This is a genomic window from Streptomyces sp. NPDC110618, assembly GCF_055657065.1.
In genome coordinates this window covers 1-11,617 of the sequence record NZ_JBVKBN010000001.1, presented here as the reverse complement: position 1 = coordinate 11,617, position 11,617 = coordinate 1, and the positions used below count along the sequence as shown (strand labels likewise).

13 protein-coding genes are annotated in these 11,617 nt (G+C 71.2%); all 13 read left to right on the top strand.

Annotated elements, in window-relative coordinates:
* The first annotated feature begins 68 nt into the window (after positions 1–68).
* Positions 69–1,364, top strand: a complete 1,296-nt coding sequence (locus ACZ7L7_RS00065; RefSeq protein WP_285513039.1) for a GAF domain-containing protein — start codon at positions 69–71, stop codon at positions 1,362–1,364.
* A gap of 169 nt (positions 1,365–1,533) precedes the next feature.
* Entirely contained in the window at positions 1,534–2,697 is a 1,164-nt protein-coding gene (locus ACZ7L7_RS00060; protein ID WP_471592845.1) for a hypothetical protein, read from the top strand.
* Positions 2,698–2,714: 17 nt separating this feature from the next.
* Positions 2,715–3,287 carry a GNAT family N-acetyltransferase gene (locus ACZ7L7_RS00055; protein ID WP_285513041.1) on the top strand — a complete coding sequence of 191 codons (573 nt, stop codon included), beginning with the start codon at positions 2,715–2,717 and terminating at the stop codon, positions 3,285–3,287.
* Between the two features lie 125 nt (positions 3,288–3,412).
* Complete coding sequence (locus ACZ7L7_RS00050; RefSeq protein ID WP_310887545.1) at positions 3,413–3,496, top strand: putative leader peptide; 84 nt, start codon at positions 3,413–3,415, stop codon at positions 3,494–3,496.
* A 130-nt stretch (positions 3,497–3,626) separates the two neighbouring features.
* Positions 3,627–5,324 carry a nitrite/sulfite reductase gene (locus ACZ7L7_RS00045; protein ID WP_285513042.1) on the top strand — a complete coding sequence of 566 codons (1,698 nt, stop codon included), beginning with the start codon at positions 3,627–3,629 and terminating at the stop codon, positions 5,322–5,324.
* On the top strand, positions 5,321–5,500 hold the full coding sequence (locus ACZ7L7_RS00040; RefSeq protein ID WP_093718738.1) for a hypothetical protein: 180 nt from the start codon (positions 5,321–5,323) through the stop codon (positions 5,498–5,500). Before ACZ7L7_RS00045 ends, ACZ7L7_RS00040 begins: the two co-directional genes overlap by 4 nt.
* Entirely contained in the window at positions 5,497–6,207 is a 711-nt protein-coding gene (locus ACZ7L7_RS00035; protein WP_471430130.1) for a phosphoadenylyl-sulfate reductase, read from the top strand. Before ACZ7L7_RS00040 ends, ACZ7L7_RS00035 begins: the two co-directional genes overlap by 4 nt.
* Entirely contained in the window at positions 6,204–6,779 is a 576-nt protein-coding gene (gene cysC, locus ACZ7L7_RS00030) for an adenylyl-sulfate kinase (protein ID WP_285513044.1), read from the top strand. Before ACZ7L7_RS00035 ends, cysC begins: the two co-directional genes overlap by 4 nt.
* The gene (cysD, locus tag ACZ7L7_RS00025; RefSeq protein ID WP_471592843.1) at positions 6,776–7,711 is read left to right on the top strand and encodes a sulfate adenylyltransferase subunit CysD; all 936 of its coding nucleotides are present in this window, start codon (positions 6,776–6,778) and stop codon (positions 7,709–7,711) included. The genes cysC and cysD overlap by 4 nt, the downstream gene beginning before the upstream one ends.
* 2 nt (positions 7,712–7,713) lie before the next feature.
* A complete protein-coding gene (locus ACZ7L7_RS00020; protein WP_453602935.1) occupies positions 7,714–9,042 on the top strand; it encodes a sulfate adenylyltransferase subunit 1 in 1,329 nt (442 codons plus the stop codon).
* Positions 9,043–9,240: 198 nt separating this feature from the next.
* Entirely contained in the window at positions 9,241–10,338 is a 1,098-nt protein-coding gene (locus ACZ7L7_RS00015) for an aliphatic sulfonate ABC transporter substrate-binding protein (protein ID WP_453602944.1), read from the top strand.
* 37 nt (positions 10,339–10,375) lie between these two features.
* Positions 10,376–11,164, top strand: coding sequence for an ABC transporter ATP-binding protein (locus ACZ7L7_RS00010; protein ID WP_093718744.1), 789 nt, complete (start codon positions 10,376–10,378; stop codon positions 11,162–11,164).
* A partial coding sequence (locus tag ACZ7L7_RS00005) for an ABC transporter permease (protein ID WP_472074259.1) occupies positions 11,151–11,617 on the top strand: 467 nt, incomplete at its 3' end. The genes ACZ7L7_RS00010 and ACZ7L7_RS00005, both read left to right, overlap by 14 nt.

Genomic DNA, 11,617 nt, shown 5'->3' with positions numbered 1-11,617 from the left:
CCGCACCCCGAGAGGAGCAGGATGAGACATCCGGTCAGTAATCGACGCACCCCGAGGGGGAAGGACTCGTGGCCCTGTCACCGATGGACGTGACGCAGCTGGCCGCCGTCGACGCGGCGCGCGCGGCGCGAGTGCTGAGCGAGGTACGCAACGCCACGCTCTCCGGGCAGCGCGCACCGGTCGCGCCCCGCCCGGTGATCGAGGAGTCCTGGGGCCGGATGCTGCGCAGCGGGGTCGACCCCGACCACGACTTCCGCACCGGTCTGCTCTCCCACGAGGAAGTGCAGCGGCGGCGGCAGACGAGCGCGCTGCGCCATGTGCTGCCGGTGCTGCGCGAGGGTCTGCTGTCGGTCGCGGACATCGCCCACCACATCATGGTCGTCGCCGACGAGGAGGGGCGCGTGCTGTGGCGGGAGGGCAGCGCGCCGGTGCTGCGCAAAGCGGACAGCCTCGGCTTCGAGCTGGGCGCCGACTGGCGGGAGGACGTCGTCGGCACCAACGGCGTGGGCACCCCGGCGGTGGTGGGGCGGCCGGTGCAGGTGTTCGCCGCCGAGCACTTCGTGCGTACGCACGCGAGCTGGACGTGCGCCGGGGCCCCGATCACGGACCCGCGCGACGGCCGGCTGATCGGCGTGGTGGACGTCAGCGGGCCGCTGGAGACGATGCATCCGGCGACCCTGGCCTGGGTGGACTCGGTGGCCAAGCTCGCCGAGGCGCGGCTGCGGGAGCTGCACATGTCGTCGCTGGAGCGGCTGCGGGCGGTGGCGGCGCCGGTGCTGTCCCGGTTGTCGGGGCAGGCGCTGGTGGTGGACCGGGACGGCTGGTGCGCGGGAGTGACGGGGATGCCGTACACGGGCCGGATCGCGCTGCCCAGGCCGCTCGCGGCGGGCCGCCGGTGGCTGCCGGGGATCGGGCTGTGCGCGGTGGAGCCGCTGGCGGGCGGCTGGCTGGTCAGACCGGCCGACGAGCCGGTGCCGGGCGAGGGCACGCGGATCGTGCTGGATCTGTCGCAGCCGCGCGGCGGGGCGCTGACGGTGACGGGGGCGGCGGGTTCCTGGAGTCATGAACTGAGTCCCCGGCATGCCGAGTTGCTGTATCTGCTCGCGCTGGACCGGGAGGGCCGCAGCGCGGCGGGGCTGGCCGAGGAGGTGTTCGGCGACGCGGGCCGCACGGTGACGGTGCGGGCGGAGATGTCGCGGGTGCGGCGCTACCTGGGGGCCTTGCTGCAGCATCGGCCGTATCGTTTCTGCGATGACGCGGAGGTCGAGGTGCTGCTCCCCCGCGACCCCCGGGACCTGCTGCCCCAGTCGACGGCGCCCGCGGTGGCCAGGGACCGGGCGCGACACGGCGCGCACCAACAGTAGCCGGGCGCGTACCGCCTGAATCGCTCAGGTAGGCATCTTCTGGGTATTTGCTCGGTCTTCGTCCCCGACCGTCCCGCACTGTCGTAGCATCCCCTCTGGGCCACCCCACCTGCTCCCTGGTCAACGCACGGATCATCAGGCGCAGTTGGCCCGCCCTCGGGAGGACGGCATGAAGAAGCAACGCGGCAGACACCGTCGGCGCAAGCGGGGCCGCGCGCTGCGCGGAGTACTGGCCGGTACCGCGCTGGCGCTCACCGCCGCCGCCACCATGATCAGCGCCTCCCAGGCCACGGTCGACGACGACCCCGGAGCGATCAAGCCGCTCACCTCCCGCGCCGAGCTGAACACCCTGCGCCTGACCGAGGAACTGGTGCCCGAGCGGACCCTGGACCGGCTCACGGACGAGCAGGGCCGCCCCGTCGGGGTGCGCGCGGTGCTCGCCGACGCCGACCACACCCTGCGCGGCGCCGCCGACTGCACGGCCGTCGAGCGCGCGGCGCTCCCGGTGGCGCCCGCCCCCACCCGCGCCTACTGCTGGGACGCCGCCGACACCCGCGGCTGGCGGCCGGGCCCGCTGACCACCTCCGGCGACGCCGACGACGACGGCCACTGGGGCGAGCAGCGGGTCGTGCTGTCGGCCTGGTCCGACGGCACCGCCTCCCGGGTCGCCTTCGTCGACGCCACCGACCCCGAGGAGCTGCGCTACACCTGGGTGGGCCTGGCCGCCCCCGCCACCGAGGACGACGCCCGGCCCGCGCTGCGCGGACGCGTCACCGGAATGGTCTGGTACCAGGACAAGCTCCTGGTCAGCACGGGTGACGGGCTCTATGTCTACGACGTGCGCCGCGTCCAGCGCGAGAGCGGCCCGACCGGGTCCCGGTTCACCCTGCCCGCGGTCGGCGTGTACCGCCCGGACGGACCGAACCCCACCCGTATCTCCCTGGACCGCACGACCGCGCCCGACAGCCTGGTGGCCCGCTCCGGCGACCGGCTGTGGCGCTACGACTTCAGCTCCGACCCGGAGCGCACCGGCCTGCTCGACACGGGCAGGGCCACCGAGGCGTACCGCTCCGAGGTCGGCGGCCCCGGCGCCGTCCTGTCCTACCGCTCCCGCTGGTATGTGGCACAGGCGGACGAGGAGCACGGCACCCTGTGGCGGCAGACCGCGAAGGGCGCGAAGGTGGCGCACTGCGGGGACGACGCCACGCGGCGCTGCTGGAGCGCGGCGACGTCCTCCCTGTCCTACTGGGAGGAGACCGGCGAGGTCTGGGCGCAGTCGGGGCGGACCCTGTTCGCACTGCCGCTGAGCGCGATCGACAGATCCTTGGACTAGATGATTCCCTGGTCGGCATGCCCAACATTCCCGTGACCACCTGGTCCCTGGAGCAGACGGACCCCGCCGACCTGCTGCCCGCCCCCGCCCCCGACGGCGAGGTGCGGATCGTCCGCTCCGAGGTCCCCTCCCCCGAGTTCAGCCGCTTCCTGTACGCCTCCGTCGGCGGTGACATCCGCTGGATCGACCGGCTCGGCTGGAGCCACGCCCAGTGGCTGGCGCATCTGGAGCGCCCCGGAGTGGAGACCTGGGTCGCCTACGACCGGGGCACGCCGGCCGGGTACGTGGAGCTGAACCCGCAGGACGACGGGGTCGTGGAGATCGAGTACTTCGGGCTGCTCCCGGCCTTCCGCGGCCGCCGCATCGGCGGCCACCTGCTCTCCTACGGCGCCGCCCGCGCCTGGGACCTCGCCGAGCGCTGGCCGGGGCGGGCGCCGACGAAGCGGGTGTGGCTGCACACCTGCAGCCTGGACGGCGAGCACGCGATGGCCAACTACCAGCGCCGGGGCTTCAAGCTGTTCGACACCAAGGTCGAGGAGCAGCCGGAGGTGGCCACTCCGGGACCCTGGCCGGGGGCCTACCCCGCCTGACCTGCGTGATGCGGCACCGGCCCGCTATGTGACCAAGGACACCCCTGTCTCACTCTACGGGACAGGGGTGTCCGCATGATGGACGAAGCTGGACTGTGTCCAGATCGCCGTGACACGCTTCCGTCATGCCTGGAACTGGAATTGCCTTGGTGAGTCGGCGGCACGTCGACCTCGGCCGCATGTCCAGCGCCATCTGTCCGGCGCGCTGAGAGTACTCCAGCACCGCCCGGATCTCCCCCTTTTGCCTGCTTTCCTGCGCAATGAGGCGCACGACTGCCCGTGCGCGCTTCCGCGCAGGTCAGAGCCGCTTTCCCGCCTGTCCCGAAGGACGTACCAACCATGGCCGCCACCCCTGCAAACCCTGCCGCCGCGACCCCGCGCCGCAAGGCGAGCCGTCACCGCGGCGAGGGCCAGTGGGCCGCGGGGCACTTCACCCCGCTGAACGGCAACGAACAGTTCAAGAAGGACGACGACGGTCTCAATGTGCGGACACGCATTGAGACGATCTACTCCAAGCGCGGCTTCCACTCCATCGACCCCAACGACCTGCGCGGACGCATGCGCTGGTGGGGTCTGTACACCCAGCGCCGCCAGGGCATCGACGGCGGCAAGACCGCCGTGCTGGAGCCGGAGGAGCTGGACGACGAGTACTTCATGCTCCGCGTGCGCATCGACGGCGGACGGCTGACCACGCAGCAGCTGCGCGTCATCGGTGAGATCTCGCAGGAGTTCGCGCGCGGCACCGCGGACATCACCGACCGGCAGAACGTCCAGTACCACTGGATCCGGATCGAGGACGTGCCCGAGATCTGGAACCGCCTGGAGGCGGTGGGCCTGTCCACCACCGAGGCGTGCGGTGACACGCCCCGTGTGATCATCGGCTCGCCGGTCGCGGGCATCGCCGCGGACGAGATCATCGACGGCACCTCCGCCATCGACGAGATCCACAGCCGCTACATCGGCAGCAAGGAGTTCTCCAACCTGCCGCGCAAGTTCAAGACGGCGATCTCCGGCTCGCCGCTGCTGGACGTGGCGCACGAGATCAACGACATCGCGTTCGTCGGTGTCGTCCACCCCGAGCACGGCCCCGGCTTCGACCTGTGGGTCGGCGGTGGACTGTCCACCAACCCCAAGATCGGTGTGCGGCTCGGCGCCTGGGTGCCGCTGGACGAGGTCCCGGACGTGTGGGCCGGAGTCATCGGCATCTTCCGCGACTACGGCTACCGGCGGCTGCGCACCCGCGCCCGCCTGAAGTTCCTGGTCGCCGACTGGGGCGCCGAGAGGTTCCGGCAGGTGCTGGAGGACGAGTACCTGAAGCGTCCGCTCATCGACGGCCCCGCCCCCGCCGAGCCCGTCGCCCGCTGGCGCGACCACGTCGGTGTGCACCGGCAGAAGGACGGCCGCTTCTACGTCGGTTTCGCCCCGCGCGTGGGCCGCGTGGACGGCGCCACCCTGACGAAGATCGCCGAGCTGGCGGAGGCGCACGGCTCGGGCCGGGTGCGGACCACCGTCGAGCAGAAGATGATCATCCTCGATGTCGAGGAGGGCCAGGTCGAGTCGCTGGTCGAGGCCCTGGAGGCGCTGGACCTGACCGCCAAGCCGTCCCCGTTCCGGCGCGGCACCATGGCCTGCACCGGCATCGAGTTCTGCAAGCTCGCCATCGTCGAGACCAAGGCGCGCGGCGCCTCGCTGATCGACGAACTGGAGCGCCGCATCCCGGACTTCGACGAGCCGATCACCATCAACATCAACGGCTGCCCGAACGCCTGCGCCCGTATCCAGGTGGCGGACATCGGTCTCAAGGGGCAGCTGGTCCTCAACGACCGGGGCGAGCAGGTCGAGGGCTACCAGGTGCACCTCGGCGGCGCGCTGGGCCTGGAGGCCGGGTTCGGCCGCAAGGTGCGCGGTCTGAAGGTGACGGCCGAGGAACTGCCCGACTACGTCGAGCGGGTCCTGAAGCGGTTCCAGGCCGAGCGCGAGGACGGCGAGCGGTTCGCCACCTGGGCGGCGCGCGCCTCGGAGGAGGCCCTCTCATGAGCGAGCGGGCCGCCCCCTTCTACTGCCCCTACTGCGGTGACGAGGACCTCCGTCCCGGCGAACAGGGCCACGGCGCGTGGGAGTGCGCGGCGTGCAACCGGGCCTTCCAGTTGAAGTTCCTCGGGCTGCTGGCCCGCGGTCTTCAGGCGAACGACGCAGGGGGAGACGGGATATGACGACCGCTCAGGAAGATCGCACCGCCGAGGATCTCAAGGCGCTCGCCGAGCGGGCGGGCCGTGAGCTGGAGGACGCCTCCGCGCTGGAGATCCTGAAGTGGGCCGCCGACACCTTCGGTTCCCGCTTCTGCGTCACCTCCTCGATGGAGGACGCGGTCGTCGCGCATCTCGCCTCGCGCGTGCTGCCCGGCGTCGACGTCGTCTTCCTCGACACCGGCTACCACTTCCCCGAGACCATCGGCACCCGGGACGCGGTGGAGGCGGTGATGGACGTCAACGTCATCACCCTCACCCCGCGCCAGACGGTCGCCGAACAGGACGCCGAGTACGGGCCGAAGCTGCACGACCGCGACCCCGACCTGTGCTGCAGGCTCCGCAAGGTCCAGCCGCTGGAGGAGGGCCTCACCGGCTACCGGGCGTGGGCGACGGGCCTGCGCCGCGACGAGTCCCCGACCCGGGCGAACACCCCGGTCGTCGGCTGGGACGAGAAGCGGCAGAAGGTCAAGGTCTCGCCCATCGCCAAGTGGACCCAGGAGGACGTGGACGCCTACGTCACCGAACACGGCGTACTGACCAACCCGCTGCTGATGGACGGCTACGCCTCCGTCGGCTGCGCCCCCTGCACCCGGCGGGTGCTGGAGGGCGAGGACGCGCGCGCCGGCCGCTGGGCGGGCCGCGCCAAGACCGAGTGCGGGCTGCACCTGTGACCACGACCCCGTTTCCGGAGAATCAGGAGAACCACGTGACGACCGGAGCCACCGTCTGGCTCACGGGTCTGCCGTCCGCCGGCAAGACCACCATCGCGTACGAGCTGGCCGGCCGGCTGCGCGAGGAGGGCCACCGTGTCGAGGTGCTCGACGGCGACGAGATCCGCGAGTTCATCTCCGCGGGCCTCGGCTTCAGCCGCGAGGACCGGCACACCAACGTCCAGCGCATCGGCTTCCTCGCCGACCTGCTCGCCCGTAACGGCGTCAAGGCGCTGGTGCCGGTGATCGCGCCGTACGCCGACAGCCGTGAGGCGGTGCGCAAGCGCCACCAGGCCAGCGGTGCGCCGTACCTGGAGATCCATGTGGCCACCCCGGTCCACGTGTGCAGCGAGCGTGACGTGAAGGGCCTGTACGCCAAGCAGGCGGCGGGCGAGCTGTCCGGGCTGACGGGGGTCGACGACCCGTACGAGGAGCCGGTCTCCCCCGACCTTCGCATCGAGTCCCAGAACCAGACCGTGCAGGAGTCCGCGGCGGCCGTGTACGCCCTGCTCACCGAAAGGGGCCTGGCATGACGACGACCGTCTCCACCGTGGAGGGCACGCGTACCCCGTACACCCTCTCCCACCTGGACGCGCTGGAGTCCGAGGCGGTGCACATCTTCCGTGAGGTGGCGGGCGAGTTCGAGCGGCCGGTGATCCTGTTCTCCGGCGGCAAGGACTCCATCGTCATGCTGCACCTGGCGCTGAAGGCGTTCGCCCCGGCGGCGATCCCCTTCTCGCTGCTGCACGTGGACACCGGGCACAACTTCCCCGAGGTCATCGAGTACCGCGACCGCGCCGTCGCCAAGCACGGGCTGCGGCTGCACGTCGCCTCCGTGCAGGACTACATCGACCGGGGCGTGCTCAAGGAGCGCCCGGACGGCACCCGCAACCCGCTGCAGACGCTGCCGCTGACGGAGAAGATCCAGAGCGAGAGGTTCGACGCCGTCTTCGGCGGCGGGCGGCGCGACGAGGAGAAGGCGCGCGCCAAGGAGCGGGTGTTCTCGCTGCGGGACGAGTTCTCCCAGTGGGACCCGCGCCGGCAGCGGCCCGAGCTGTGGAACCTGTACAACGGCCGGCACGCGCCCGGCGAGCACGTACGGGTCTTCCCGCTGTCCAACTGGACCGAGCTGGACGTGTGGCAGTACATCGCCCGCGAGGACATCGAGCTGCCGGAGATCTACTTCGCGCACGAGCGCGAGGTGTTCAAGCGCAGCGGCATGTGGCTGACGGCCGGCGAGTGGGGCGGCCCCAAGGAGGGCGAGACCGTCGAGAAGCGGCTCGTCCGCTACCGCACGGTCGGCGACATGTCCTGCACCGGCGCCGTCGACTCGGACGCGACCACCCTGGAGGCGGTCATCGCCGAGATCGCGGCCTCCCGGCTCACCGAGCGGGGCGCGACGCGGGCGGACGACAAGCTGTCCGAGGCCGCGATGGAAGACCGTAAGCGCGAGGGGTACTTCTAAGCATGAGCACCACCACGGAACTCACCGAGACGACCCTTCTGCGGTTCGCCACGGCCGGTTCGGTCGACGACGGCAAGTCCACACTCGTCGGACGGCTACTCCACGACTCCAAGTCGGTGCTCGCCGACCAACTGGAGGCCGTCGAGCACGCCTCCCGCAACCGCGGCCAGGACACCCCCGACCTGGCCCTGCTCACCGACGGCCTGCGCGCCGAACGGGAACAGGGCATCACCATCGACGTCGCCTACCGCTACTTCGCCACCCCGCGCCGCCGGTTCATCCTCGCCGACACCCCGGGCCACGTGCAGTACACCCGCAACATGGTCACCGGCGCCTCCACCGCCGAGCTGACGGTGATCCTCATCGACGCCCGCAACGGCGTCGTCGAGCAGACCCGCCGCCACGCCGCCCTGGCCGCGCTACTGCGCGTCCCGCACGTGGTCCTCGCCGTGAACAAGATGGACCTGGTCGACTACCAGGAGTCCGTGTTCGCCGCCATCGCCGAGGAGTTCACGGCGTACGCGACCGAACTGGGCGTCCCGGAGATCACCGCGATCCCGATCTCGGCGCTCGCCGGTGACAACGTGGTGGAGCCGTCCGCGAACATGGACTGGTACGGCGGTCCCACGGTGCTGGAGCACCTGGAGACGGTGCCGGTCTCGCACGACCTGAGCCACTGCCACGCCCGGCTGCCCGTGCAGTACGTGATCCGGCCGCAGACCGCCGAGCACCCCGACTACCGCGGCTACGCCGGTCAGATCGCGGCGGGCTCCTTCCACGTCGGCGAGCAGATCACCGTGCTGCCCTCGGGCCGCTCCACCCGGATCTCCGGCATCGACCTGCTCGGCGAGCCGGTCGACGTCGCCTGGACCACCCAGTCGGTGACCCTCCTGCTGGAGGACGACATCGACATCTCGCGCGGCGACCTGATCGTGCCCAGCAAGGACGCGCCGCCGACCACCCAGGACATCGAGGCCACCGTCTGCCACGTCGCCGACGCCCCGCTGACCGTCGGTCACCGGGTCCTGCTCAAGCACGGCACCCGCACGGTCAAGGCGATCGTGAAGGACATCCCCTCCCGGCTCACGCTGGACGACCTGTCCCTGCACCCGCACCCGGGACAGCTCGTCGCCAACGACATCGGCCGGGTGAAGATCCGTACCGCCGAGCCGCTCCCGGTCGACTCCTACGCCGACTCCCGCCGCACGGGTTCGTTCATCCTGATCGACCCCAGCGACGGCACCACGCTCACCGCCGGCATGGTCGGCGAGTCCTTCGCCTCCCCGGAACCCGTCAAGGACGAGTCCGAGGACGACGGGTGGGACTTCTGACGATGACGATGATGACGACGCCGATGATGACGACGCCGATGACGCCGATGACGTCGATGACGTCGGTCTCGATCCCGATGTGCCGGACGACGCGATGTCCGCTGTGATCCCGCACCCGCACCACCGCCGCATCCCCGGCCGCGCTCGATAGGGCGCGCGAGCCGGGCCACCGAGAGGAACCCCTCCCCCGTGCCTGCCATCCCCGCCGCCCTGCGCCGTGCCCTCGCGGCAGTGGCCCTGCTGCCGCTGCTCGCGCTCGCGGCCGCCTGCGGCTACGGCTCCCAGGCCGTGGAGAACAGCGAGGGGGCCATCCCGGGCGCGGCGAAGGTCGACGGCCTGGACTCGGTGCGCATCGGCTACTTCGGGAACCTCACCCACGCCACCGCGCTGGTGGGGCGGCACGAGGGGATCTTCCAGAAGGCGCTCGGCGGGACGACGGCCAAGTTCTCGACGTTCAACGCCGGTCCGTCCGAGATCGAGGCGCTGAACTCGGGGTCCGTCGACATCGGGTGGATCGGCCCTTCGCCGGCCATCAACGGCTACACCAAGGCGGGCGGCACCAACCTGCGGATCGTCTCCGGGTCGGCCTCCGGCGGGGTGAAGCTGGTGGTCAACCCCAAGAAGATCAAGTCCCTGAAGGACGTCAAGGGCAAGCGGATCGCCACTCCGCAGCTCGGCAACACGCAGGACGTGGCCTTCCTCAACTGGGTCGCCGAGCAGGGCTGGAAGGTCGACGCGCAGAGCGGCAAGGGCGATGTGTCCGTGGTCCGCTCCGACAACAAGGTCACGCCGAACCTGTACCAGTCCGGCTCGATCGACGGGGCGTGGGTGCCGGAGCCGACCGCCTCGAAGCTGGTCGCCGAGGGCGCGAAGGTGCTGCTGGACGAGGCGGACCTGTGGCCGGACAAGAAGTTCGTGATCACCAATGTGATCGTGTCGCAGTCCTTCCTCAAGGAGCACCCGAAGGCCGTGGAGGCCGTCCTGCGGGCCTCCGTCGAGGCCAACCGGTGGATCAACGCCCACCCCGACAAGGCCAAGGCGTCCGCCAACGCCCAGTTGGCGGCGGACACCGGCAAGCCGCTGCCCGCCGATGTCATCGACCGGGCCTGGCCCTCCATCGAGTTCACCGACGATCCGCTGGCCGCCACGCTCGACGCGCAGGCCGACCACGCGGTCGCGGCGGGCCTGCTGGAGAAGCCGGACCTGACCGGCATCTACGACCTGACCGCACTCAACAGGGTCCTCAGCGCCGAGGGCGAACCCGGGGCCGCCGACGCCGGCCTCGGCGTCAAGTGAGCCACCAGTCCAGATGAGTTCCCAGGAGGTGACGACCATGGCAACCGCCCTCGCCAAGGCAGTCGACACGGACACGTCCGTGGAGCACGCCGCGCGTATCGAGCACGTCTCGAAGTCCTTCGCCGGCCCCGCGGGGCAGCAGCTCGTCCTCGACGACATCTCGCTGGATGTCGCGCCGGGCGAGTTCGTCACCCTTCTCGGTGCTTCGGGCTGCGGCAAGTCCACCCTGCTGAACCTGGTCGCGGGCCTGGACCGGCCGAGCGCCGGGAGCATCAGCACGGACGGGCGTCCGGCGCTGATGTTCCAGGAGCACGCCCTGTTCCCGTGGCTGACCGCGGGCAAGAACATCGAACTCGCCCTGAAGCTGCGCGGCGTGCCCAAGGCGGAGCGGCGGGGGCGTGCCGAGGAGCTGCTGGAGCTGGTGCGCCTGCACGGCGCGTACGGCAAGCGGGTGCACGAGCTGTCCGGCGGTATGCGTCAGCGGGTGGCTCTGGCGCGGGCGTTGGCGCAGGACAGCAAGCTGCTGCTGATGGACGAGCCGTTCGCCGCTCTGGATGCGATCACGCGGGATGTGCTGCACGACGAGCTGACCCGCATCTGGCGCGAGACCGGGTTGTCGGTGCTGTTCGTCACCCACAACGTGCGCGAGGCCGTCCGCCTCGCCCAGCGCGTGGTCCTGCTCTCCTCCCGCCCCGGGCGCATCGCCCGGGAGTGGACGGTGGGCATCGCCCACCCGCGCCGTATCGAGGACAGCGCGGTCGCCGAGCTGTCCGTCGAGATCACCGAAGAACTGCGTGGGGAGATCCGCCGCCATGGCCAGCACTGACACCACCGCCAAGGACGGCGCCGACCTCGCCGGCCTCGAAGCCGGCCTGGACGCCCTGGACGCCGTCACCACCACCCGCACCCCCCTGCGCGAAACGCTGGTGCGCAAGGTCCTGCCCCCCATCACCGCCGTCGCGCTAGTGCTGGCGGTGTGGCAGCTGCTGGTGTGGCTGGAGGTCGCCCCCTCCTACAAGCTCCCCTCCCCCGGCGCGGTCTGGGACGAGGTCCGCACCGCCTGGCTCCAGGGCACCCTCCTCGACTACATCTGGACCAGCGTCTCGCGCGGCCTGCTCGGCTTCCTCTTCGCCCTCGCCATCGGCACCCCCCTCGGCCTCGTCGTCGCCCGGGTGAAGTTCGTGCGCGCCGCGATCGGCCCGATCCTGTCCGGCCTGCAGTCCCTGCCCTCCGTCGCCTGGGTGCCCCCGGCGGTGATCTGGCTCGGCCTGAACGACTC

Coding starts and splice junctions, on each gene's coding strand:
- ACZ7L7_RS00060 (WP_471592845.1), top strand. CDS start 1,534: ATGAAGAAGCAACGCGGCAGACACCGTCGGCGCAAGCGGGGCCGCGCG.
- ACZ7L7_RS00055 (WP_285513041.1), top strand. CDS start 2,715: ATGCCCAACATTCCCGTGACCACCTGGTCCCTGGAGCAGACGGACCCC.
- ACZ7L7_RS00050 (WP_310887545.1), top strand. CDS start 3,413: ATGCCTGGAACTGGAATTGCCTTGGTGAGTCGGCGGCACGTCGACCTC.
- ACZ7L7_RS00045 (WP_285513042.1), top strand. CDS start 3,627: ATGGCCGCCACCCCTGCAAACCCTGCCGCCGCGACCCCGCGCCGCAAG.
- ACZ7L7_RS00040 (WP_093718738.1), top strand. CDS start 5,321: ATGAGCGAGCGGGCCGCCCCCTTCTACTGCCCCTACTGCGGTGACGAG.
- ACZ7L7_RS00035 (WP_471430130.1), top strand. CDS start 5,497: ATGACGACCGCTCAGGAAGATCGCACCGCCGAGGATCTCAAGGCGCTC.
- cysD (WP_471592843.1), top strand. CDS start 6,776: ATGACGACGACCGTCTCCACCGTGGAGGGCACGCGTACCCCGTACACC.
- ACZ7L7_RS00020 (WP_453602935.1), top strand. CDS start 7,714: ATGAGCACCACCACGGAACTCACCGAGACGACCCTTCTGCGGTTCGCC.
- ACZ7L7_RS00010 (WP_093718744.1), top strand. CDS start 10,376: ATGGCAACCGCCCTCGCCAAGGCAGTCGACACGGACACGTCCGTGGAG.